Source organism: Saccharopolyspora sp. NPDC000359 (genome assembly GCF_040300525.1).
In the GTDB taxonomy this organism is placed as follows: Bacteria; Actinomycetota; Actinomycetes; order Mycobacteriales; family Pseudonocardiaceae; genus Saccharopolyspora.
In genome coordinates, this window is record NZ_JBEPDU010000014.1 from 16,744 (window position 1) to 40,448 (window position 23,705).

General features: G+C 72.3%; 20 protein-coding genes. 10 read left to right on the top strand and 10 right to left on the bottom strand.

Features of this window, described 5'->3' with window-relative positions; genetic code table 11:
* The first annotated feature begins 10 nt into the window (after positions 1-10).
* The 4 genes from kamC to ABT324_RS11635 all read left to right on the top strand — a co-directional run bounded on the left by kamC (position 11) and on the right by ABT324_RS11635 (position 4,308).
* Positions 11-664: a 16S rRNA (adenine(1408)-N(1))-methyltransferase KamC gene (gene kamC / locus ABT324_RS11620; protein WP_351175177.1), complete on the top strand. Its 654-nt coding sequence runs from the start codon at positions 11-13 to the stop codon at positions 662-664.
* A complete protein-coding gene (locus ABT324_RS11625; RefSeq protein WP_351175179.1) occupies positions 661-1,788 on the top strand; it encodes a DUF371 domain-containing protein in 1,128 nt (375 codons plus the stop codon). Before kamC ends, ABT324_RS11625 begins: the two co-directional genes overlap by 4 nt.
* 269 nt (positions 1,789-2,057) lie before the next feature.
* Positions 2,058-3,338 carry an MFS transporter gene (locus ABT324_RS11630; RefSeq protein WP_351175181.1) on the top strand — a complete coding sequence of 427 codons (1,281 nt, stop codon included), beginning with the start codon at positions 2,058-2,060 and terminating at the stop codon, positions 3,336-3,338.
* 142 nt (positions 3,339-3,480) lie between these two features.
* On the top strand, positions 3,481-4,308 hold the full coding sequence (locus ABT324_RS11635) for an SAM-dependent methyltransferase (RefSeq protein WP_351175183.1): 828 nt from the start codon (positions 3,481-3,483) through the stop codon (positions 4,306-4,308).
* A 3-nt stretch (positions 4,309-4,311) separates the two neighbouring features.
* Here ABT324_RS11635 and ABT324_RS11640 read toward each other — a convergent pair whose 3' ends face one another.
* Together ABT324_RS11640 and ABT324_RS11645 are read right to left on the bottom strand one after the other, a co-directional pair.
* Positions 4,312-5,061: an SWIM zinc finger family protein gene (locus ABT324_RS11640; RefSeq protein ID WP_351175185.1), complete on the bottom strand. Its 750-nt coding sequence runs from the start codon at positions 5,059-5,061 to the stop codon at positions 4,312-4,314.
* Positions 5,061-7,799 carry a DEAD/DEAH box helicase gene (locus tag ABT324_RS11645; protein WP_351175187.1) on the bottom strand — a complete coding sequence of 913 codons (2,739 nt, stop codon included), beginning with the start codon at positions 7,797-7,799 and terminating at the stop codon, positions 5,061-5,063. Before ABT324_RS11645 ends, ABT324_RS11640 begins: the two co-directional genes overlap by 1 nt.
* 535 nt (positions 7,800-8,334) lie before the next feature.
* On the opposite strand from ABT324_RS11645, the gene ABT324_RS11650 reads away from it, so the two are divergent.
* Entirely contained in the window at positions 8,335-8,520 is a 186-nt protein-coding gene (locus ABT324_RS11650; protein ID WP_351175189.1) for a hypothetical protein, read from the top strand.
* Positions 8,521-8,712: 192 nt separating this feature from the next.
* On the opposite strand, the gene ABT324_RS11655 is transcribed toward ABT324_RS11650, so the two are convergent.
* Complete coding sequence (locus ABT324_RS11655; RefSeq protein WP_351175191.1) at positions 8,713-9,369, bottom strand: response regulator transcription factor; 657 nt, start codon at positions 9,367-9,369, stop codon at positions 8,713-8,715.
* A complete protein-coding gene (locus ABT324_RS11660) occupies positions 9,360-10,616 on the bottom strand; it encodes a sensor histidine kinase (protein ID WP_351175193.1) in 1,257 nt (418 codons plus the stop codon). The genes ABT324_RS11655 and ABT324_RS11660 overlap by 10 nt, the downstream gene beginning before the upstream one ends.
* A gap of 182 nt (positions 10,617-10,798) precedes the next feature.
* Between ABT324_RS11660 and ABT324_RS11665 the strand changes: the two genes are divergently transcribed.
* From ABT324_RS11665 to ABT324_RS11680, 4 genes are all read left to right on the top strand, one after another.
* A complete protein-coding gene (locus ABT324_RS11665) occupies positions 10,799-11,035 on the top strand; it encodes a hypothetical protein (protein WP_351175195.1) in 237 nt (78 codons plus the stop codon).
* Complete coding sequence (locus tag ABT324_RS11670) at positions 11,032-11,787, top strand: ABC transporter ATP-binding protein (RefSeq protein WP_351175197.1); 756 nt, start codon at positions 11,032-11,034, stop codon at positions 11,785-11,787. Before ABT324_RS11665 ends, ABT324_RS11670 begins: the two co-directional genes overlap by 4 nt.
* 3 nt (positions 11,788-11,790) lie before the next feature.
* Complete coding sequence (locus ABT324_RS11675; protein ID WP_351175199.1) at positions 11,791-14,310, top strand: FtsX-like permease family protein; 2,520 nt, start codon at positions 11,791-11,793, stop codon at positions 14,308-14,310.
* Positions 14,311-14,422: 112 nt separating this feature from the next.
* Positions 14,423-15,349, top strand: coding sequence for a CPBP family intramembrane glutamic endopeptidase (locus ABT324_RS11680; RefSeq protein WP_351175201.1), 927 nt, complete (start codon positions 14,423-14,425; stop codon positions 15,347-15,349).
* A gap of 91 nt (positions 15,350-15,440) precedes the next feature.
* Here the strand turns inward: ABT324_RS11680 and ABT324_RS11685 are convergent, their stop codons facing one another.
* The 4 genes from ABT324_RS11685 to pruA all read right to left on the bottom strand — a co-directional run bounded on the left by ABT324_RS11685 (position 15,441) and on the right by pruA (position 19,848).
* Positions 15,441-16,121 carry a Pr6Pr family membrane protein gene (locus tag ABT324_RS11685; protein WP_351175203.1) on the bottom strand — a complete coding sequence of 227 codons (681 nt, stop codon included), beginning with the start codon at positions 16,119-16,121 and terminating at the stop codon, positions 15,441-15,443.
* A 58-nt stretch (positions 16,122-16,179) separates the two neighbouring features.
* A complete protein-coding gene (locus ABT324_RS11690) occupies positions 16,180-16,956 on the bottom strand; it encodes a thioesterase family protein (protein WP_351175205.1) in 777 nt (258 codons plus the stop codon).
* Between the two features lie 146 nt (positions 16,957-17,102).
* Positions 17,103-18,032: a proline dehydrogenase family protein gene (locus tag ABT324_RS11695; protein ID WP_351175207.1), complete on the bottom strand. Its 930-nt coding sequence runs from the start codon at positions 18,030-18,032 to the stop codon at positions 17,103-17,105.
* A 187-nt stretch (positions 18,033-18,219) separates the two neighbouring features.
* Positions 18,220-19,848 (bottom strand): L-glutamate gamma-semialdehyde dehydrogenase, encoded by a 1,629-nt coding sequence (pruA, locus tag ABT324_RS11700; RefSeq protein ID WP_351175209.1) that lies wholly within the window; start codon positions 19,846-19,848, stop codon positions 18,220-18,222.
* A gap of 145 nt (positions 19,849-19,993) precedes the next feature.
* On the opposite strand from pruA, the gene ABT324_RS11705 reads away from it, so the two are divergent.
* A complete protein-coding gene (locus ABT324_RS11705) occupies positions 19,994-21,652 on the top strand; it encodes a PucR family transcriptional regulator (protein ID WP_502949729.1) in 1,659 nt (552 codons plus the stop codon).
* Position 21,653: 1 nt separating this feature from the next.
* Here ABT324_RS11705 and ABT324_RS11710 read toward each other — a convergent pair whose 3' ends face one another.
* Entirely contained in the window at positions 21,654-22,475 is an 822-nt protein-coding gene (locus ABT324_RS11710) for an SDR family oxidoreductase (protein ID WP_351175211.1), read from the bottom strand.
* Between the two features lie 274 nt (positions 22,476-22,749).
* On the bottom strand, positions 22,750-23,682 hold the full coding sequence (gene coaA / locus ABT324_RS11715; protein ID WP_351175213.1) for a type I pantothenate kinase: 933 nt from the start codon (positions 23,680-23,682) through the stop codon (positions 22,750-22,752).
* Between the last annotated feature and the right edge of the window lie 23 nt (positions 23,683-23,705).

The window sequence follows — 23,705 nt, forward strand, 5'->3', positions numbered from 1 at the left end:
GACTGAGCGCATGCGCAGGGTGGTGGGCAAGAACGTCGTGGAGTTCTCCGGGGAGGAGTTCGACGCGGTGGCGGACCGGTGTTCCGGCGGGGTCGTGCTCGACGTCGGTGCGGGCAACGCCAAGCACGCCTACCAGCTCGCCCGTGGGGCGCAGGACACGTTGGTGATCGCGCTCGACGCCGCCAAGGACAACATGCAGAAGATCGCCGGGAAGGCCGCTGCTTCGCCGAAGAAGGGCGGGGTGCCGAACCTGCTCTGCGTGTGGGCGTCCGCGGAGAACCCGCCGCCGGAGCTGCGCGGCGTCACCGAACTGCACTCCCTGATGCCGTGGGGGAGCCTGCTGCGCGGGATGCTCGGTTCGGACACCGGGATGCTGAAGGGGCTCGCGGAGCTCTGCGTGCCTGGCGCGAAGTTCCTGATCACGCTCAACCTGCACGCCTGGCGGCCGCCCGTCCCGGAGGTCGGCGACCACCCGGAGCCGACCCCGGAGTCGGCGATGGAGCTGCTCGCCCCGTACTACGCGGCGGCCGGGTGGACCCTGGAGGAGGCGCGCTACTTCGGCGCCGAGGAGCTGGACGCGCTGGCCACCTCGTGGACCCGGCGGCTGGGGTCGACCCGCGACGAGCTCGACGTCCTCGGGCTCACCGGCGTCATCGGGGGGTGACCGCGGTGGGGGACGCGTTGCTGCGCATGGTGTGCCGCGGGCACGCCGACATCCGCGCCACGCACGGCAAGACCCTGGAGTTCGCCGTCGACGCGGAGATCACCCAGCGGGCGACGTGCGTTGTCGGGGTGGCTGCCGAGGTGCGTGAGCTCGCGGCGCCGGGCATCGCCGGGCCGGTGCGGATCACCATCAGCGCGGGGGAGCGCAGCGCAACTGCGCGGGCGGTGGCGAATTCGCTGTGGCGTCCCGGGTCGACGGCTGTGGTGCGCCGGAGTTCCGAGCGGCTGCTGAACACGTTGGCCACCGACGCCGATCTCGCGGCGAGCACGCTTCCCCGCGAACTTCTCGACGTGCTGCGCGAGCCCGGGGCCGAAGTGGACATCACCGTGGAGCGCGATCTCGACGTCGCGGGCGGGCTCGTCCTCTTCCACGCGCGCGAGGGCGATGCGCCGCGGCTGGCGGCCGAAGTGGCCTGCGCCGACCATGTGGTTGTCGAGGACCAGTCCGCTCGTGCGCTGGTCGACAGCGGGCGTCCCGTGGTCGATGCGCGCAAGGCCGACCTCGGGCGGCTCGGCGCCGCGCTGGAGCAGGGCGAGCGCGTCCTGGTGGTGTCGGCGATCAGCGCTCGCAGTGACGTGGTCGCGGGGTTGCTCGGCGGGGCAGAGGTGCCGTTCGAGGTGCTGGGGTTGCCGCCGCAGCTGGCGGTGGCCGCGACGACTTCGACCCGCAGCCCGGTGGTGCTGGTCGACGACACCGGGCGGCGCGGCATCGTCCGGGCCGTCCGTCGGCACGCGAACGCCGCTGTGGTCTTCCGGTCCGCCTCCGACCAGCTGCCGGGGATCCTCGCGGAGGCGGCGGGCGAGCGCGCGGTGACGACGCTGGTCACCTCGGAGCGGCCCCGGCGGGGTGCCTCGGGGCTGCCCGCCGGCATCGACGTCTTCTGCTGCGTCGCGCCCGCCGGGGACGCCGGTGCGGACACCGAGGTCGACGCGAACGGCTTGATTCGGGCGCTGCTCGCGCAGGGCGTGTCGCAGAAGACGATCTCGCGGGCGCTGATCGACTCGGCCGGTTGGTCGCGGCGCCAGGCGTACGAGGTGGTGCTGGGCCTCAGCAACGGGGAGTGACTGGCGGGGGTCGAAACCCCCCTGTGTCGCCCATGTGGGTTACGTAGTCCCTCGGGTTTGGCTACTGCGTGTTTCGGTTCACCTCATTTCGGATGGACATCCGGGGGGTGCGGCCCGGAAACTGGATTCCAGGCAGCCGATGGGGGCACCACTCCGACAAGATGGTCGTCCTCCCTCCGGACTAGCTCTTTATCGATCCAGTTCGTCGCTTCCCCGACCTGCGGCGACCTGGGCCCACCGACTTCCCAGCCTTCCCCGAGAGGAGAACTGTGCCCTTCGCGCTGGTCGCACTCGCCGTGGGCGCCTTCGCCATCGGCACCGCCGAGTTCGTGATGATGGGTGTGCTGCCCCAGGCCGCCGCCGATCTCGGTGTGTCCCTCCCGACCGCGGGCAACTTGATCTCCGGCTACGCCCTCGGTGTGGTTGTCGGAGCACCGGCATTGACGCTGCTGGGTGCCCGGTTGTCCCGCAAGACGATGCTCGTCCTCACGATGGGCCTGTTCACCGCGGGCAACGCCCTCTTCGCGCTGGCGCCCAGCGCCGGGGTGGGCGTGGCCTTCCGCTTCCTGACCGGGTTGCCGCACGGTGCCTTCTTCGGCGCCGGGGCCGTGGTCGCCGCCAGCATGGCCGGGCCGGGCAACAAAGCCAAGGCCGTGTCCATGATGTTCATGGGCCTGACGCTGGCCAACGTCGTCGGTGTGCCGCTGGGCACGCTGCTCGGGCAGCAGTTCGGCTGGCGGGCCACCTTCGTCGTGGTCGCCGCCATCGGGGCGGCGGGCGTGGCCGCCCTCGCCTGGCTGGTCCCGGACCAGGGGCGGCCCGCAGCGGGCGGCTCCGCGGTGCGCGAGCAGCTCGCCGCCTTCCGCTCGCCGCAGGTGTGGCTGGCGCTGGCGATCGTCACCTTCGGCCTCGGCGGCACCTTCGCGGTGCTGAGCTACCTGACCCCGATCCTCACCGACGTCTCCGGCTACTCGCCGACCGCCGTCACGCTGCTGCTCGCGCTGGCCGGGCTGGGCATGACCGCGGGCAACTTCATCGGCGGCCGGATCGCGGACAAGGCCGTGATGCCCGGCGTGTTCGCCGCGCTGGTCGGAGTGGCCGCGGTGCTCGGCCTGTTCACCTTCACCTCCGGCAACAAGGTGGCCGCCGCAGTGACGGTGTTCGCCATCGGCGCCGTCGGCTTCATGGTCGCGCCGATCATGCAGGCCCTGGTGATGGACAAGGCCGGTGGTGCGCCGTCGCTGGTGTCGGCCGCGCTGCAGTCCGCCTTCAACATCGCCAACTCCATCGGTGCCTACGCGGGCGGCCTGGTGATCGCGGGCGGCCTCGGGCTGCTGGCGCCGAACGTGGTGGGCGTGGGCCTGGCGGCGATCGGGATCGCGCTGGCCGCGACGTTGGCGGGCGTGGACCGCAAGCGCCAGCCCGTCGCGGAGCCCGTGCTGGAGCCGGTCGCCGAGCTGGAGCCGGAGCTGGAGCCCGTGCTGGAGCCGGTCGTCGAGCACCAGCCGGTGGAGCGTCCGGTCGCGGTCCCGCAGCCGGTCGCGGCCTGACCAACCAGACCGGAGGTGCCCCGTCGCAGCCCGGCGGGGCACCTCTTCCCAAACCCCAGGTGTTCTCGATCTCGGGATCAAGGCGTTATCCGGGCGAGCTAGGGTGGTTCGGACCACCAGGTGATCAATGCTGGAGCGTCTCGTGGACTGGGTAGTGAAGCACACGACCGAGCAGCACCCGCCGGCCGACCTGCGCACGGATGTGCCGCACACCGCGCGGGTCTACGACTACCTGCTGGGCGGCCGGGACAACTTCGCCGCCGACCGCGAGGCCGCCGGGTCGATCACCGCGGACTGGCCGAACCTGCCGAAGTCGATGCGGGCGAACCGGGACTTCATGTGCCGGGTGACGCGGTTCCTGGCCGAGCGGGGCTACCGGCAGTTCCTCGACATCGGGACGGGTTTGCCGACCTCGCCGAACCTGCACGAGGTGGCACAAAAGGTCGACCCCACCTCGCGGGTGCTCTACGTGGACAACGACCCGATCGTGCTGGTGCACGCGCGTGCGCTGCTGACCAGCACCCCGGAGGGCCGCACGGCCTACGTCGACGCGGACCTGCACCAGCCGGCGGCCATCCTGGAGTCCACCGAGTTCGCCGAGGTCTTCGACCCGGACGAACCGGTGGCGCTGAGCCTGCTCGCGATCGTGCACTTCATCCCGGACGACGAGGTGGCCATCGACCTGGTGCGCCGGATGGTCGATCCGTTGCCGCCACGCAGCGCCGTGGCGCTGTCGATGACCACCGAGATCAGCGCGCCGGAGGAGGTCCGGCGTGGGGTGGCGGCCTACAACGCCAACGGCCTCCCGCTCAGGTCCCGCACCAAGGCCGAGGTGGAGCGCTTCTTCGATGGCCTCGACCTGCTCGACCCCGGCGTCGTCCTGGTCAACCGCTGGCACCCGGACGCCGCCGCGGCCGAGGTCGCCGACGAGCACGTCCACATGTACGGGGCCGTCGCGGTCAAGCCCTGACGGTCAGGACTCCTCGGCCAGCTCCCACGCGCGGACGCGGGCGCGCTGAGCTGCGGTGACCAGCTGCTGCCAGGCGTGCTCGCCGATGCCCGGAGCCGGGCCGAGCAGGTGCAGCGCCTCCGGCGTCCGGTCGTCGGGCTGGTGCGGGTGCAGCTCGATCGCCGCGAGGTCGTCGCGCGCGGTGAACAGCGTGGACGGGTCCAGGTGCGTGGCGGAGCGAGTCGCGCGGAGTTCGGCGAGGAGCGGGTCGCGGTCCCGGCCGCGCAGGCGGGTCAGCAGGAACGGGTCGCTGTCCAGAGCCGGTGCCAGCACGTAGTGCACCGCCGTCGCGTGCGCGCACGGATCCGCGCGGCTGGTGCAGGTGCACGTGGAGCGCAGCTCCCCGGTCTTCGGGAACAGCGACAGGTCGACCTCGCGCAGCGTGTCGTCCACGTCCTCCGGCAGCTCGCCCCGCAGCAGCGCGGCGGCGTGCCGGAGCTGCCCGGCCAGCGCCGTGACGGCGGTCCGCCACTCGGCGTCGGTGAACACCGGCAGCGTCAGCACCACGTCGAGGACCTTGCTGCGCGCGTGCACCTGGGCGTGGACCGACCCCGGTTCGACGACGAGGTCCCGCACGGCACCGTTGCGCGCCAGCGAACGTCCTTGCGGCAGGCGGGGGTTCGGGTAGGTGGCGCCGAGCGATTCCAGCGCGCGCCGCCAGCGCCGCCCCCACCAGGTGGCGCCGAAGGCAGTGGCGCCCGAGTTCTGCGACATCAGTCCTCCGTGGACAGTTCGACGAGTTCGCGCAGCGCTTCGTCGGTGAGCTCGGTCAGCCAGGACTCACCGCTGCCGACCACCGAATCGGCCAGCGCGCGCTTGTGCTCCAGCAGTTCGGCGATGCGCTCCTCGAGCGTTCCGTGCGCGACGAGCTTGTGCACGTGCACGCGGCGGGACTGGCCGATCCGGTGCGCGCGGTCGGTCGCCTGGTCCTCCACCGCGGGGTTCCACCAGCGGTCGTAGTGCAGCACGTGCGTGGCGCGGGTCAGGTTCAGCCCGGTGCCACCGGCCTTGAGGCTGATGACGAGCAGCGGGGCCGCGGTGTCGTCGTCCTGGAAGGCGTCCACCATGGCCTGCCGCCGCGCGGTGCTGAGCCCGCCGTGCAGGAACGGCACCCCGGGCAGGCCCAGCTCGTCGGCGAGGTGACCGGCCAGTAGCTCGCCCATCGCCCGGTACTGGGTGAACACCAGCGCCCGGTCGCCGGCGGCGACCACCTCGCCCAGCATCTCGGTGGCGCGGGTGAGCTTGCCGGACCTCCCGCGCAGCGGGCCGGGCTCGCCGAGGTGGTGCGCCGGGTGGTTGCAGATCTGCTTGAGCGCGGTGAGCAGCTTCAGGATGCGCCCGCGCCGCCCGATCCCGGTGCCCAGGCCCGCGTCCAGCGACTCGCGTACCGCCCTGCGGTACAGGGCGGCCTGCTCGTCGGTCAGCGCGCAGGTGACCACCGATTCGATCTTGGGCGGCAGGTCGGTGGCCACCTCGGCCTTGCGGCGGCGCAGCAGGAACGGGGCGACGATCGAGCGCAGCCGATGGGTGGCACCGGCGTCGTGCCACCGCTCGATGGGGACCGCGAACCGCTCCTTGAAGCGGTGGGCCCCGCCGAGCAGCCCGGAGTTCGCGAACTGCATGATCGACCACAGCTCGGCGAGCCGGTTCTCCACCGGGGTACCGGTCAGCGCCACGCGGGCACGGGCGCGCAACCGGCCAGCGGCCTGGGCGGTCCGGCCGAACTGGTTCTTGATCTGCTGCGCCTCGTCCAGCACCGCCACGTCCCAGTCCACATCGGACAACAGGGTGTCCGACCGCAGCAGCGGATAGGTGGTGATCACCACGCACCCGGGGGCGAACGCGGCGGGGTCGGTGGGGCGGCGCGGGCCGTGGTGGCGGACCACCGGGAGCCCCGGGGCGAAGCGCTGCAGCTCGCGCTGCCAGTTGTCCACCACCGAGGTCGGGCACACCACCAGCTGCGGCCGGTCCCCGGCGCGCGAGGCCAGCAGCGCGATGGTCTGCAGCGTCTTGCCCAACCCCATGTCGTCGGCCAGCACCGCGCCGAAGCCCAGCTCGGCCATGCCCTGCAACCAGGCGGCACCCCGCCGCTGGTAGTCGCGCAGCGTGGCGTCGACACCGGTCAGCCGCGGTTCGGGCGGTGGCTCGCCGAGCCGGTCCACCAGCGCCCGCAACCGGCCCCCGGCCGAGACGTCGACCTCGCCGAACTCGGTGCTCCGCCGCCCTTCCAGCACGGCGGCCAGCGCCTCGGACTCCGACAGCACCTGCGTCGTCCCGAGCCTGGCCCGGACCTCCGCCGCCTCCCGTGCGTCCACGCTGACCCACCGGCCGCGCCAGCGCACCAGCGGTCGACCCAGCGCGATCAGCTCGTCGAGCTCGTCCGCGCGCAGCACCTGGTCGCCGACCACGGCTTCCCAGCGGAACTCGCCGTCGTCCGCGGAGTGCAGGCGCGCTCGCAGTCGGCGCACCCCGCCGAAATCCGCTGGCACCTCAACGGCGATGCCCGCCGCGACCAGCTCCCGCTGCCCGGTGGCCAGGAACTCCGCGGCCTGCCCGACGTCCAGTCGCGCCTGCGCAGGCCGCGGTTCGGACAACGCCGTGTCCAGCGGCCGGAAGACGCGCGCGGCCTCGGCGAGCCCGTGCACCAGCGCGTCCTGCGGTGCTCCGGGCAGCTCCGCGGCACCGGACCAGACGCGCTCGGCCGGTACTGGCGCCGCCGGGTCGGCATCGGTGCGCAGGTGGAAGCTCAGCGCCCAGGGGCCGTCGTCGTCGGCGGGGACCTCCAGCCGCAGCACCAGCGTCCCGCCGAGCGGTGCGACCGGTTCCGACGGGAGCCCCTGCGCCCACTCCTGCAGCGCCGACCGGGTGGGCTCGTCCAGCTCGACGGTCGGATCCGGGCCGGTCAGCGCGGTGACCCACGCCCCGGCCCAGGTGCCGTCACCGGTGATCGACGCACCACGCGCGCAGGTGTCGGCGACGAGGTCGCCGAAGGCGGCCAGCACCTCGGAGGCTGCCCACACCCCGCCGTCGCAGCGCAACGCGTGCGCGGCCGGGGGCATCGCCGCGGCCAGCGCGGCCAACCGGCTGTCTCCCAGGTTCGCCAACCGCCAGCACGCGCTGCTGCCGCGCACGTCGGGCACCAGGTGCCCGGCGGTGACGTGCTCCAACGCCAGCTTCGCCGCCACGCTCCAGGCGATCAGCGCGTCCCCGGGGCGTTGCCACGCGGGCCAGCGCTCGGGGGACGGCATCGCGGCGAGTGGGGCCAACGCGTCGGGGATCGGCACCGCGACGGCGGGGACCTCCGCCGCGACGACCTCGCCGTCGCCGGGCAGCACGGTGGCCAGCACGTCCGCGCGACCTCCCGGGAAGCCGAGCTCGCGGGCAGCCGCCGCGGGGTCCGCCGTGCCCCAGAGGGCCAGCTCGGCCGCCGCGGGCCGGAACGTCGCCTGCAACCGGTCAGGAACTGCGGGTGTTCGAGTGGGGATGGCGGGGCCTCCGTTCAGCGGCCGTCAGAGGGCGCAAGGCGCCCCCGACTGCGAATTCCCGGTGGTTCTGAACGGTACCGGGAACAATCGGGAATCTCCAAAAGCCCAGTTCGCCGGAACAATTTGACAAATAGCCGGGAATGCTACCTCTCGCGGGCTTGATTTCTCGCCGCATTGCCTGCAGTGCGGCTCTGACCTGTGGTTATCGGTCGTGTGGGGTTTCGACGGCAGTGCGCTGCCGAGCTTTGGTTTCCCGGACCGGTCAACACCTGGGGCCGTCGTCGAATCCGGCTGCCGGTCGCTTTTGCGGAAACGGATCAGTTCGGCTCCGGTGCTCTGCGGGTCGTCCTCGGAGAGGAAGTGCCCAGCGCCCGCGAACACCGGCAACCCCCGCGAGCGGGGTTGAGGAAGTTTCGCGTGACGCTCATTGGTGGCAGTGAACGAGCGCGGGCGTTGATCTCCGGCAAGTTGGTGATCGTCCCCAACCAGTGAGGAGAAGTCGATGCACCGAGCCATCGCCCGTTTCGCCGCCGCAGCCGGATTCGCCGCAGCGGTGCTCGTCGGGTCCTACGCCGTCTCCGCCACCCAGGCCACCACCGAGAACCGCGCGGCCCAGCCGTGCGGCGGGGTCGGCCAGAACCTGAACGTCCTCGACGTCGGGCTCAACCTGACGCCCAAGCTCTGCTGAGCGTAGTCCACTGTGGAATGCCGAGCCGCTGCTCCGGACCGGGGCGGCGGCTCCGCGTTGCTCGGGTGCCGGGACACCGGGCGCGACCGCGGCTGCGGCGAGCGGGTCGAGGTGTCCGCCAGGGTCAGGTCGAACCCGTCTCGCTGCCCGGCGCGGGAGTGTCCACTGTGGCCCGATATTGCCTTGTCAGCGCTACCGCCCCTGGGTGTTGTCGAGGTAGCGTAGGACCGCGGCGACCCGGCGGTCCGCGCGGTCGGTCGGCGCGAGGTCCAGCTTGGCGAAGATGTTGCGGATGTGCTTGTGGACCGCCCCGTTCGTGACGTGGAGCCGCTCCGCGATGGCGCCGTTGCCGAGTCCTTCGGCCATCAGCGCCAGCACGTCGCGTTCCCGCGCGCTGAGGCGTTGCAGCCCGGCGTCGGGTCGTGTCCTTGTCATGAACTGGGCGATGACCTCCGGATCGATGGCCATGCCGCCGCCCGCCACCCGGTGCAGCGCTTCCAGGAACTCCTCGACGCGCCCGACGCGTTCCTTGAGCAGGTACCCCAGTCGGCTGGTGTCGCGGGCCAGCAGCTCCGTGGCGAAGGCCTGCTCGACGTAGGCCGACAGGACGAGCACGGCCAGGCCCGGCTGCCGCCGCCGGGCCTCGACGGCGGCGACGATGCCCTCGTCGGTGTGCGTCGGGGGCATCCGGACGTCGACGATGGCCACGTCCGGCCGGTGCGCCTCGACCGCGGCCAGGAAGTCCTCCGGCGTGCTGGTGGTGGCCACGACGTCGAGCGACTCGGCGCGCAGCAGCAGCGACACGCCTTCGCGCAGCAGCAGGTCGTCCTCGGCTATCACTATCCGCATGGCAGGCTCGCAGTCAGGGCAGTAGGGCCGCCGGTCGGGCTGACCAGCGAGAAGGTTCCGTCGACGGCTTCGACCCGGTGGCGCATGCCGGTGATCCCGGACCCGCTGCGCTCGTCGGCGCCGCCGCGTCCATCGTCGGTGATCTCCACCCGCAGCTCGCCATCCCGGTGGCGGAGCCGTACCCCGGCCCGCCGGGCGCCGCTGTGCTTGGCGATGTTGGTCAGCGCCTCGGCCACCACGAAGTAGGCCGTCGCCTCGACGGACGCGGCGCACCGCTGGGGCAGGTCGGCGTCGATCTGGCAGTCCACCGGGCAGGCCGCCGCCAGGGCGGTGAGGGCGTCGGGGAGGCTGCGGTCGGCCAGTCCGGGCGGCAGGATGCTGCGGACCACCCGGCGCAGCTCCTGGAGCGCTTCCTCCGCGGTGTCCTGGGCGCGGTCCAGGACCTCCAGGGCTTCGGACGGGTTCCGGGCCAGCGCCCGGCGGGACGCGCCGAGCAGGACGTTCACTGCGACGAGCCGGTTCTGCGCGCCGTCGTGCAGCGCACGTTCGATGCGCCGTAGCTCGGCGGCGTGCGCGTCCAGCGCGGCGGCTCGGGTCGCGGTCAGCTCCGCGACCCGCAGGGCGAGGTCGGCACCGGGGCCGGGGCCGAGCAGGCGGCGTCCGGGCCACGCCTGCAGCCGGGCCATGCCGGGCAGGACGAGGAAGACGACCACCAGCCAGCCCAAGCCCATCAAGCTCACCCAGAGGGCGTCCTGGGTGCTGCGGACGAGCACGAGCTCCAGCGAGTCGGAGGCCTCCTCCGGCGGGACCAGGTGCCACCACAGCGGAAAGGTGCCGTTGGTGACCACGTACAGCACCAGCGTCACGCCGACCAGGGACAGCGCCAGCCCGAGGGTGCCGTGGCAGGCGGTCCACCCCAGCTCGCGGCGCACCGCCGGGTCCTTCAGGGCGGTGACCAGACCGGGCGGCACCGGCCCCGGGTTGATGATCGCCGCGTCCCAGCGCGAGAGCCGCGCGCGCTCCCGGTCGGCGATCAGGCGCACCACCCGCAGCGTCCAGGGGGCCACGAGGAGGCCCACACCCACCAGGCACAGCAGCGCGGTCGCGGTGAGCGCGAGCAAGGCGCCGACAACCATGATCGCGGTGCCCAACCCGCCGACGAGGTGTTCGAACGCGTCCATGGTGTCGCGCGCGCGGGCGGCCAGCTTCCGCGCACGGCTCGGCCCCGGGGGTTCGCGGGTCGACATCCGCCGCACCTCCTTGGTGAAGATCGAATGCTAGGACACCACGGGAGCAGCGCGGCGGTGCGGTTCTCGGCTCGGGAAGTAGTGCCTGCTGTACCAGAAGCGTCCAGTTCGCGGGATCGTCCCGGCGCCACGGGGCTCATAGGTTCGGTGGGACCTGACAGGCCGTCGACCGTGGAGCGCCCGTGACCGACCACAGCGCGGAGAAGTCCGACGACCCGGGAACCAGGCCGACCAGTGGTGGTTCCGGGACGCTGCGGCCGCTGCTGTGGCTGGTGCTGGTGTTCAGCGCCGCCGGGAACCTGGTCGCCTCGGCCACGACCCTGGATGTCGCCGTGGTACTCGGGTTCGGGGTGCTCACCGCCGCCAGCGGCACCGGCCTGGTCGTCCACCACTACCAGAACCGGCGCCGCAGGCCATGAGCACGGCAACCGACCGACCGAGAAGGACGAAGACGCTGTCCACCCTTGAACTGACGCGAGTCACCAAGACCTACCCCCACGGCCCGCGGGCGCTCGACGAGGTGAGCCTGACCGTGCGGCGCGGCACCTTCACCGCCGTGATGGGGCCGTCCGGATCGGGCAAGAGCACGTTGATGCACTGCGCTTCCGGCCTGGACACCCCGACCAGTGGGCAGGTCGTCCTCGACGGCGCGGTCATCAGCGAGATGAGCGAGACCCCGCGCACCGAACTGCGCCGGAAGAGCGTGGGTTTCGTCTTCCAGGCCTACAACCTGCTGCCCTCGCTGAGCATCGCGGACAACCTCACCCTGCCCCTGCGGTTGGCGGGCACCGCGCCGGACGAGGACTGGTTGCGCACGCTGGTCGACCGCGTTGGTCTGACCGACCACCTCGCCCGCCGCCCGGCCGAGCTCTCCGGCGGACAGCAGCAGCGGGCGGCCATCGTCCGGGCACTGGTGACCCGCCCGGCGGTCGTCTTCGCCGACGAACCAACAGGCGCGCTGGACCTGCGCAGTGCCCGGGACGTGCTCGACCTGCTCCGCGAGCTGGCGCGCGACCTCGGGCAGACCGTTGTCATGGTCACCCACGACGCCGCCGCAGCCGCGCACGCCGACCGCGTGCTGCTCATGGCCGACGGGCGGATCGTGGACACAGTGGACGCACCCAGCGCCGCCGACCTCGCCAAGCGGGTCACCGAACTCGGAGCGGAGTAGGCGATGCTGCGCCTGGCCTCGTCCGCGGCCCGCCACCGGGTCGCCGCCCTGCTCGCGATCGCGTGCGCCACGCTCGTCGGCGCTGCACTCATCACCTGCACCGCGGTGATCGCCGAGTCCGGTCTGCGCTCGCACGCCCCGGCTGAACGCCTCGCCGAGGCCGACGTCGTCGTGTCGGCCGAGCAGTCCTACACCCCAGCCGGTGATCTGCCCATCGCGCTGCCGGAACGCGCCGGGGTGCCGGCCGACCTGACCGCCCGGTTGGCTCGGCTGCCCCGGGTCACGACGGCGGTGGGTGACGTGAGCTTCCCCGCTGCGGTCATCGACGCTCGAGGCGAAGTCGTGGCAGTGGCGGACCCGCGCACTGGCGGGCACGGCTGGTCCTCGACGTCCTTGTTCGACGCGCCGCACGTCTTCGGTGTGGCGCCTGCCGGTCCTGGCGAGGTCGCCCTCGACGACGACCTCGCGACCGCGGCAGGTGTTCGGCCCGGCGACCGGGTGGTGATCAGCGCGGCCGGGCAGCAGGGCGACCACCGCGTGTCGGCAGTGATCACCACGCCGCAGCGGGGTGGGGTCTACTTCGCTGACCACATCGCGGCTGAGCTCGCTGGTGGCGGCAGCACCGTCGACCTGGTGGCGCTGCGAACCGCGCCCGGCGCTGCCGAGCTGGTCGCCGACGAGGCGCGCAAGGCCGTGCACGGGTTCGTGGTGTCCACCGGTCCGGAGATCGGTGACGTCGAAGACCTGTCCGCCGCGGCGGCCCGGTCCCTGCTCCCGCTGCTCGCGTTCTCGATGGCCGGAACCGTGCTGCTGATCACCGGGTTCATCGTGGGTGGCGCGTCCGCCGTGTCGGTGGGGGCGCAACGGCAGGACCTCGCGCTGCTGCGCGCCATCGGGGCCCTGCCCCGGCAGATCCGCAGGTACGCGGCCGCGCAGGCCACCACCGCCGCGCTTCCCAGCACGGCACTCGGCCTCGCCGCCGGATACCTGCTGGCCGACCAGTTCCGGGGGCTGCTCACCTCGATCGGCCTGGTGCCGCCCACGTTGGCGCTGAGCACCAGCCCGCTGCCGGCGATCGGCGCGGGGCTGCTCGTGGTCGTCGTCGTGCAGGTGGCCGCCCGCTGCGCGGCGTGGCGGACGTCCCGCCTCCCGGCCACCGAGGCGGTGTCGGAGTCGCGGAGCGAACCGCGGGTTCCGTCGAGGTTCCGGACGTGGGCCGGGCTCCTGCTGATCGCCGGTGCCACGGCGGTCTCGGCGACGCCGCTGGTGGTCCGCTCGCAGCTCGGGGCCGCCACCACGGCGACCGCCGGGATCGTCGCGGTGGTCGGGCTCGCGCTGGTCGGCCCGGCGCTGGTCGGCTGGGTCGGCCGCGCCCTCGAGCGGAAGCTGCCCGCGGGGGCCTCCGCGCCGAGTTGGCTCGCGGTGGTCAACGGCCGGGACCACGCGCTGCGGGTGGCCGCGGCCAGCACCACCCTGGCCATGGCGGTGGTCTTCGCGATCACCTACACCTTCACGCAGACGACCCTGGCGGCGGCCACCGCCGATGACGTGGTGGCGGGCAACCGGGCGCAGATCAGCGCCAGCGCCCCGAAACTCGGTGGTGTGCCTGCTGATCTGGCCGCCGCGGCGGCGGCCCGCCCGGGCGTGCGGGCCGCGGTCCCGGTCTCCAGCACCACGGTCCTGTGGCCCTACCAGTTCGCTGGCGAGACCGAGGTGGAGAGCACCTCCGCGCTCGTCCTGACCGCTGCCGCGCCGGAGGTGCTCGACCTCGACGTGCGCGCCGGTGACCTCGCCGAGCTGACCGGAGACACCATCGCCGTCGACACCGGGTGGGCCAGGTCGCGCGGTGCGCCGGTGGGCAGCGAGGTGGGCCTCGTCCTCGGTGACGGCACCGAGGTCACCGCCAGGGTCGTCGCCACCTACGCGCGCGGTCTCGGCTTCGGCCCGGTGGTGCTCTCCCGTGACCTCGTGGCCGGGCACACCAGCACCGGGCTGGACGACAGCCTCCTGATCCGCACCGATGGCACCGACCTGGCCAGGCAGGACCTCGCCGCCGTCGCCGGGTCCCGCCCCGGTGTGGTCCTCGGCGATCCCGTTGCCGCGCTCGGCGGTGCGGCCGAGGTGAGCCCTGAGCTGTGGGTGAACATCGCCGTGCTGGCGGTGCTGCTCGGCTACCTGCTGATCGGGATCACGAACAAGGTGGTCGCCGCCACCGCCCAACGACGCGGCGAAATCGCCACCCTGCGGCTGACCGGTGCCACCGCGCGGCAGGTCCTGGCGATGGTGCGGCGCGAGGCGGCACTGGTCTGCGCGGTGTCCCTGACCGCTGGTCTGCTGCTGTCGACCGTGCCCGTGGTGCTGCTGTCCACCAGCTTCCTGGGCCGACCATGGCCCGCTGGGCCAGCGTGGTTGCTCCCGCTGATCGCGGTCGTGGTGGTGGTGATCACCTTCCTGTCCACCGAGCTGCCCACCCGGAGGCTGCTGCGCACACCGCCGGTGGAGGCGCGCACCCAACCGTCCTGAACAACTCGACCAACGAGGTCTGGTGGCTGGCGCGGCTGCGCCACCGCTGCCGCTCGTGATCCACCGCACCGGGTGCACCGGGCGGAACTACGAAGCACCAGGAGGATTCCCCGTGGTTGACCACGTGCGAACCGGCCGCATGGGCGGCTTGCGCTCGCTCATCGCTCGGCACCAGTTGACGAGCTTCTTCACGCTGACGATCGGACTGAGCTGGATCGCCTGGACACCGTACGTGGTGTCCCAGAACGGCCTTGGCGTGGAGGACTTCGCGTTCCCCCCGGTGCTGGGGACGTCGCAGGTCCTCGGCATGCTGCCCGGCGCCTACCTCGGTCCGATCTGCGCCGCGTTCATCGTCACCGCCGTCGCGGGCGGGCGGGCTGGGCTGCGCAAGTGGGCCGGGCGCTTGCTGCGCTGGCGGGTCCACTGGGGGTGGTACCTGCTGGCGGTCGTCGGTGTCCCGGTGGCCCTCATCATCGGATCCATCCCGTTCGCCGGCCTGGAGAACATGGCCGTCCCGCCCACGTCGGTGCTGCTGCTGCTCGTGCCCGGACTGGTCATGCAGCTGCTCACCACCGGTGTCGCCGAGGAACCCGGCTGGCGCGACTTCGCGCTGCCGCTGGTGCAGCCGCGGTTCGGCCCGCTGCCCGGCACGGTCCTGCTCGGCGTGGTCTGGGGCGTCTGGCACCTGCCGCTGTTCCTGACGGAGTGGGGTGGCTACCCCGACGTCACCTGGGTGGACCCCGTCGAGTTCACCATCTCCTGCATCGCCATCAGCATCGTGATGACCTGGGTGTTCAACCGCACCGGCGAGAGCCTGCCGGTGGCGGCGCTGCTGCACGGCAGCATCAACAACTTCTTCTCCATGGCGTGGGGGTTCATCTTCCCCACCCTCGGTGACTCGCACCAGACGATGGCGCACATCATCCTCATCGTCTTCGGCGCGGCTTCCTGCGTGCTGCTGGTGACGACCCGGAGCAGGCTCGGCTACCAGCCACCGGCGGTGGACACCGAGGCGCCAGCGGTGCGCGCCTCGGCGTGACCGGCGCTCCACGTCGCGGACGCGCCGGGCTCAGCCCAGGCCGGAGCTCTGCTGAGCACCGGTGGCGGGTTCCCCGGGAGCCCGCCACCGGTCAGGCCGCGACGCGTTTCGGTTCCGGCTCCGGGGTCGGGGCGGCGTTGCGGGGGAGGGCCCGGTCGACGCCCACGAGGACCAGCCCGAGGAGCCAGAAGGCCCCGCCGTAGACCAGCAGGTTCAGCGCGAGGCCGTCGTAGCCGATGGCGTCGACGTCGAGGAACGGGTACGGATAGCGGTTCGGGCCGTCCAGCAGCGCGCCGCGGACCAGCGCGAACCCCAGGTAGCCCACCGGGTAGGCCAACCACGCCGCTGCGGCGGCCCAGCGGAACCGGCGGTGCTCGTCGAACAGCAGCCAGTCCGCTGCGGCGGCCAGCGGGACGACCAGGTGCACCAGCTGGTTGGACAGGTCCGCGGTCCCGGAGGTGCCGGTGGTCATCTGGAACGGCGCGTCGGCGAGCACCAGGTTGTAGACCAGCCCCGTGATGGCGATGTAGAGCGTGGTGCCGCCTTTCAGCCACGCAGGCGGTTGGCCGCTGCCGCGCACCGTCGCCCAGGACGCCCAGGCGAAGACGACCGCAACGAGCACGTTGCTCTGGACGGTGAAGTACACCAGCGAGCTGACGACGCCGTCCTTGCAGGTCAGGTAGACACCGAGGGCCGCGGTGAGGAGCACGGCGATCCGGAACAGCGCTGCTGACGGCCTACCCATGCCCACCCCGCAGATCCAGAAGATCATTCACGATTCAGCGTAGCGAGGTGGGCCGGGCGGTCCGACGTGATCCCCGACGCACCGCCTACCGCGCCAGCGAGCGGACCGTGAGCATCTGCTCCGCGCGGCCGACCGGGCCGCGGGTGTCGTGCAGGACGGTGCTGGTGATGCCCCGGCCGTCGGCGCCGAAGACCACGCTGGTGTCCAGCCCGGTCCAGCCGCCCCCCGGCTGGCGGTGCAGGTGGATCGTCAGGTCGACGTTGGGAAACATCCACTCGGTCGGGGGTTGGCGCACCGCGATGCCGTTGGCGGTGTCGACCAGCGCGATGAACGAGGCCGCCGGACCGGCCTGCTCCCCGGCCACGAGGTCGTAGGAGGTGGACATCCACGCGGTGGTCCGGCCCGGCTGGGGCTCGCCGACCGTGCGGGCTTCCAGGGACGCGATGAACCCGCCCGACCACACCGAACTCATCGGCCACGGCTCCAGCGCGTCCGGGTGCGGCAGCGGCTCCGGGGCACCGCCGGCGACGGCGCTGGTGTCCTGCGCGGAGAGGTACCAGGCGCGGGCGCGGACCACCGGGCGACCGCCGATGACCGCGGTGGCCTCCACCAGCTCGATGGTGCGGCCCGGGCGGACCGTCTCCACCCGCACCTCGAACTCGTCGAGGTCGATCTTGCCCAGGATGTCGAAGCTGACCCGGCTGAGCAGCAGCCCGGGGCGCTCCGCCGCGCGCTCGACGGCGTGGACCAGCAGACCGCCCAGCGGGCTGAAGTGCTGTTCGTCGCTGCGCCACGCGCCGCTGGCGTGGGCGGTCGGCTTGAACCGGTTCGCGTCGAGGCGTTCGAAGTAGCTGGGCGTCAACGAAAATCCCTCTTCCCGCTCGTGACTTGCCGTTCCAGGGTATTTGCCGGGAAGGCCGGACCGAGCGGGCTGTGTCGATCCCCACGCGCCAGCGGGCCCGGTCCGGAGGAGCTCCGGACCGGGCCCGCACGCGCGGGGGCGCCGCGTCAGTTCTGGGTGATCAGGGAGCGCAGGAAGAACACCAGGTTCGCCGGGCGCTCGGCGAGGCGGCGCATGAAGTAGCCGTACCACTCGTCGCCGTAGGCCACGTAGACCCGCAGCTTGCCGCCCTCGGCCGCGATCCGCTTCTGCTCCTCGGTGCGGATGCCGTACAGCATCTGGTACTCGAAGCTGTCCGCGTCGCGCCCGGCCCGGGCGGCCAGGTCGGTGGCGATCGAGACCATCCGCGGGTCGTGGCTGGCCACCATCGGGTAGCCCGCACCGTTCATCAGGATCTTCAGGCAGCGCACGTAGGAGCGGTCCACCTCGGCCTTGTCCTGGTAGGCCACCGAAGGCGGTTCCGAGTAGGCGCCCTTGCACAGGCGCACCCGGGAGCCCTCGGTGGCCAGGTCGCGGCAGTCCTGCTCGGTGCGGTGCAGGTAGGCCTGCAGCACCGCGCCGGTCCACGGGAAGTCCACCCGCAGGTCGCGGAGGATGCCCAGGGTGGAGTCGGTGGTGGTGTGGTCCTCCATGTCCAGGGTGACCGTGGTGCCCGCGTCGGCCGCCGCCTCGCAGATCAGCCGCGCGTTGTCCAGCGCGATCTTCTCGCCGTCGTTGGGCAGGAACTGGCCGACGGCGGAGAGCTTCACCGACACCTCGGCCCGGTCGGCCAAGCCCTCGGACTTGAGCACCGAGAGCATCCGCAGGTAGGCGCGGACGGTGTCGTTGGCCTGCTGCGCGTCGAGGGTGTCCTCACCGAGGTGGTCGAGGGTGACGTGCATGCCCTGGTCGCGGAGCGCGCGGGTGGCGGCGACCGCGTCCTCCGGGGTGGTCCCGGCGACGAACCGCTTGACGACCGGTTTGGTCAGCGGGTTGGCCTCGACGAGTCGGCGCACGCCCTGGGATCGGGCGGCGGCCAGCAGGGTGCTGCGCAGCATCGCGGCTCTCCTTCTGCTCCAGAAGTGTTCGGGGTGGGGATCTCCTGCCTTCCGCGTTGCCTGCGTGATGCGTGCCGCGGTCGCCGGTACCTCGGGAGCAGGCACCGACGAGCAGTTCAGAGGATGAGGTGTGGAGGGGTGGAGGGGCACCTCCCGCCGAGTGGGTCGGCCAGAGGTGCCCGCCACCTCAGCCCATGTGCGGGTAGCCGAGGGTGGTGGGGGCGTCCCAGGTCTCCTTGATGGCCCGCGGGCTGGTCCAGCGCTGGATGTTCAGCAGCGAACCGGCCTTGTCGTTGGTGCCCGAGGCACGGCTGCCGCCGAAGGGCTGGCGGGAGACGATCGAGCCGGTGGGCTTGTCGTTGACGTAGAAGTTGCCGGCCGCGCCGCGCAGCTTGCGGTGCGCCTCGTCGATGGCGCTGCGGTCGGTGGCGAACACCGCGCCGGTCAGCGCGTACGGGCTGGAGGCGTCGACGACGTCGAGGACCTCGGAGTACTTGGCGTCGTCGTAGACGTGCACCGCGATGATCGGCCCGAAGTACTCGGTGGTGAACACCTCGTCGCTCGGGTCGCTGCAGACCAGCACGGTGGGCTCGACGAAGTAGCCGACCGAGTCGTCGCAGCCGCCGCCGACCAGGACCTCGATGGAGTCGGTGGACTTGGCCCGGTCCAGCGCCGCCTTGTGCTTGGCAAACGCGCGGGCGTCGATGACGGCGCCGCCGAAGTGCGAGAAGTCGGTGACGTCGCCGTAGCTGATCCGGCGGGTCACCTCGGCCAGCTCCTCGCGCAGGCCGCCCTCCCAGATGGAGCGCGGCACGTAGGCGCGGGAGGCCGCCGAGCACTTCTGGCCCTGGTACTCGAAGGCGCCGCGGGCGAACGCGGTGGCCAGCGGGGCCGGGTCCGCGGACGGGTGCACGACGATGAAGTCCTTGCCGCCGGTCTCACCGACGATGCGCGGGTAGCTGCGGTAGGTGTCGAGGTTGTCCCCGACGATCCGCCACAGCTTCTTGAAGGTGGCGGTGGAGCCGGTGAAGTGCAGGCCGGCGAAGCCGGGGTCGGTCAGCGCGACCTCGGAGACGGCCTGGCCGTCGCCGGTGACCAGGTTGATCACGCCCGGGGGCAGGCCGGCGGCCTCGAACAGCCGCATGGTGAAGTGCGCCGCGAACTGCTGCGACGGGGTCGGCTTCCACACCACGGTGTTGCCCATCAGCGCCGGGGCGGTGGGCAGGTTGCCCGCGATGGCGGTGAAGTTGAACGGGGTGATCGCGGTGACGAACCCGTCCAGCGGGCGGTAGTCCATCCGGTTCCACTCACCGGGCACCGACCGCGGCTGCTCGGCGATGATCTGCCGCGCGTAGTGCACGTTGAATCGCAGGAAGTCGATGAACTCGCAGGCGGCGTCGATCTCGGCCTGCTGCACCGACTTGGACTGGCCCAGGATGGTCGCGGCGTTGATGGTGTCCCGCCACGGTCCGGCCAGCAGGTCCGCGGCGCGCAGCAGCACGGCGGCGCGCTCGTCGAAGGAGGTGGCGGCCCACGCCGGGGCGGCGTCCTTGGCGGCCTGCACGGCGGCGGCGACGTCCTCGCGGGTGGCCTGCGCGGCGGTGCCCAGCACGTGCGAGTGGTCGTGCGGCTGGACCACGTCGAACTTCTCGCCACCGGCCAGGCGCTGCACCCCACCGATGGTCTGGGTCAGCTCGACCTGCTCGGACTCCAGTTCCGCGACGCGCTTCTGCAGCGACTCGCGTTCCGGCGATCCGGGCGCGTAGCCCTTGACCGGCTCGTTGTACGGAACCGGTACCGAGGTGATGGCGTCCATGGGTGAAGTCGCCTCCTTGGGAGAAGTCGCTGTTGTGCGTCAGTGCCGCTGTTACTTGGGAGGTTAAGGTTTCAACCGGCAGCGGAGCTTGTCCGATCGGCTATCGTTGTCCGTATCGGGTTGTCCGGTTGAACAAGTGGGGTTCGTGGTGCGCGAAGTCGAGGTCGACGCGGTCGGCGTCGCCGTGGCCGGGGTGCCATTGCGCCAGCTCCTCATCGCGGTGGGGGAACCCCTGGTCGACGTGCTCGCCGCGCCCCGCGGTTTCGACGTCGAGGTGCGCGACGTGGTCATTGTCGACCCGGAGGAGGATTCCGGCAGCGGTCGTGCCGGCGACTTCGTGCTGGTCATCGGCGCCCGCGGCCGGGCCGCGGTGCGGCTGGTGCGGGCGGCGGCGCGCGAGGGTGCAGTGGCCGTCGCGGTCAAGGTGGGCGCCGAGAGCGACGTGCGGGTGCTGCGCGACACCGCGATCGACTGCGGCGTCGCGCTGCTCGGCGTCCGGCCGGAGGTGCGCTGGGAGCGCCTGGAGTCCTTCGCCCGCTCCGCGATCGACAACGCCCGGCTGACCACCGACGCCGACCTGGGGGAGGCCCTCGGCGACCTGTTCTCGCTGGCCCAGACGGTGGCGGCGATGACCGACGGCATCGTGTCGATCGAGGACACGGCCAGCCGGGTGCTGGCCTACTCGCGCTCCGACGACGAGGTCGACGAGCTGCGCAGGCTGTCCATCCTGGGCCGCCAGGGCCCCGAGCCGTACCTGGTGATGCTCCGCGAGTGGGGCGTCTACCAGCGGTTGCGCGCCGGGGAGGACGTGGTGCGCATCGACGAGCGGCCGGACCTGGGCATCCGCCGCCGGATGGCGGTGGGCATCCACGCCGGGACCCAGCCGCTCGGCTCGATCTGGGTGCAGGAGGGCAGCCGCCCGCTGTCGGGACGCTCCGAGCGGGCCCTGCTCGGCGCGGCGCGGGTGGCGGCGCTGCAGCTGGTCCGGCAGCGCACCGAGGCCACCGCCGGTCCGCGCTTCCGCGAGAACCTGCTGACCGGCCTGCTCGACGGCCGCATCGACGCCCAGTCGGTGGCCGACAACATCGGTGCGGACGCGGCGAAACCGGCGGTGGTCGTGGTGTTCACGCTGCGCCCAGCCGAACCTAACGCGGACCGCTCCGAACTGGAGCTGCAGCGCGCGGAGATGACCAGCCTGATCTCGGTGCACGCCTCGGCGTACCGGCGCAGCGCGCTGGTCACCACGATCGGTTCGCGGGTCTACGTGCTGCTGCCGGATCTGCCGGAGCGCTCAGCGATCGCCTCGACGCTGAGCCTGACGCGGGAGATCGTCGCGGCGGCCAAGCAGCACCTGCGAGCGCGCGTCCAGGTGGGCGTCGGTTCGGAGGTGCGGACGCTGGACGAGGCGGCCGAGTCGCGCAACGAGGCGGACCGGGTGCTCGACGCGATGACCCACGACCTGCAGGCGGAGATCGCGACGATCTCGGACGTCCGCGCGCAGGTGGTGATCAGCGAGCTCCTGACGGTCCTGCAGGGCAACGAGCGCTTCCGCGACGCCCGCCTGAACGCGCTGCGGGAGCACGACGCGGAGCACGGCACCGGCCTGGCCCGCTCCCTGCTGGCCTACCTGGAAGCCTTCGGCGACGTCCGAGCGGCCAGTGACCGCCTCCACGTCCACCCCAACACCCTCCGCTACCGGGTCCGCCGAGCAGGCGAGATCACCGGCATCGACCTCTCCAACCCAGCGGAACGCCTCAACGCCCACCTTCAACTCCTCCTCGCCCGCCGAGCCCGCCGCCCGTGACTCAGGCGCGGGGGCGCCAGCGGGCGAAGCCTCCTTCGGTGTTGAGGACCTGGCCGGTGATCCAGCGGGCTTCGTCGGTGACGAGCCAGGCGATCAGGCGGGCCGGGTCGTCGGGTTCGCCGTAGCGGCCTTGCGGGAACATCGGCCGGATCGTGCGCCAGGTCGCCTCGTCCAGGTAGCCGGTGTCGACTGGGCCCGGGTTGACAGTGTTCGTGGTGATGCCGGTGTCGGCCAGCTGCTCGGAGATGGTCAGGGTGATCTCGGCGAGCGCTCCCTTTGCCGCGGCGTAGGCGACCTCGCCGGGCATCGGGCCCTGCTGCTGGCCGGAGGTCATGAAAACGATCCGCCCGCCTGGGCGACCGTCGTGCTGCGCGGCGAAGGCCTGCGCGAGCAGGATCGACGACCTGGTGTTCACCGCCCAGTGCCCGTCGAGCACAGCCGCGTCCAGTTCGCCCAGCGCCCCGTCGCCGCCGCTGCGCGCGTGGTTGCAGACCAGGATGTCGAGGTGCCCGAACTCGGCCACCACGGCGTCGACCAGCTGCTCCGGCGCGCCGGGAGCGGCCAGGTCGGCTCCGGTGTCGGCGAGCCGCGCCGCGGGCACCAGCTGCTCGGCGACCCCGGCGGTGACGGCTTCGAGGTCGTCACCGCCCCACGGCTGCTCGACGTCGTGCGGCCGGTGGTGGTGCAGGAACACCGAGGCGCCGTACGCCGCCAACCGGCGCGCGATCGCGTACCCGATGCCCTGCCTGCGGCTGACCCCGGTCACCAGCGCGGTCCGGCCGCGCAGCGGGTGCGGGGTGCGGGAGAGGTCGGCTTCCGTCATGCGCGGCAGGCTAGGGGAGGGGATCCGACCACTTCCACCGAATTGTCGGGATAGCGTTCCGTGACTACGTACGGGTGTGGGTATTTGCACCGGTCCGCCGGGGGCTCTGATGGGGCACCCTCGGACCAGCTCCCCGAGGGGAGCGCGCAGGAACCGGTCGACCGCTCTCTCCCCCCGAAGCCGGTCTCCGGAGGCACCGCCCCCTGCCGCCCCCAGCGGCAGGGCCCGCGGTTCGTCCGACCCTTCCCCGACGGGCCGGACGAACCGCGCGGTGTCAGAGCTTGCGGAGGCGAACCCGGTTGATCGAGTGGTCGACGTCCTTGCGCAGGACCAGGGTGGCCCGCGGGCGGGTGGGCAGGATGTTCTCCACCAGGTTCGGCTCGTTGATGGTGCGCCACAGGTGGTCGGCCTCGGCGCGGGCCTCCTCGTCGGACAGCTGCGCGAAGTGGTGGAAGTGCGAGTCCGGGTTGGCGAACGCCGTGCTGCGCAGCGCCAGGAAGCGGTCCGCGTACCAGCGGGCGATGTGCTCGGTGTGCGCGTCGACGTAGATCGAGAAGTCGAACAGGTCCGACACCGCCAGGCTGGGGGCGGGCTGCAGGACGTTGAGTCCCTCGATGATCAGGATGTCCGGCTGGCGCACCACGTTCTGCTCGTCGGGCACGATGTCGTAGGCCACGTGCGAGTACACCGGCGCGGCCACCTCGGGGGCGCCGGACTTCACCTCGGTGACGAACCGCAGCAGCGCGCGCCGGTCGTAGCTCTCCGGGAAGCCCTTGCGGTGCATCAGGCCGCGCCGGACCAGCTCGGCCTTCGGGTACAGGAAGCCGTCGGTGGTCACCAGGTCCACGCGCGGGTGGTCGGGCCAGCGCGCCAGCAGGGTGCGCAGCAGCCGCGCGGTGGTCGACTTGCCGACCGCGACGCTGCCCGCGATGCCGATCACGAACGGCACCTTGGTGCCGCGGGTCTCCTCGCCGAGGAACGTCGTGGTCGTCTCGTGCAGCCGCTGGCGGGCGGCCACCTGCAGGCTGATCAGCCGCGACAGCGGGAGGTAGACGTCGGCGACCTCGGCGAGGTCGACCTGCTCGCCGAGCCCGCGCAGGGCGGTCAGCTCGTCCTCGGTCAGCGGCAGCGGCAGGGAATCTCGCAGTTCCCGCCACTGGTCCCGGTGCAATTCGACATATGGGCTCAGTTCGCGAACGCGCGTCACAGGCACCCCTCGGCGTTGAGGCC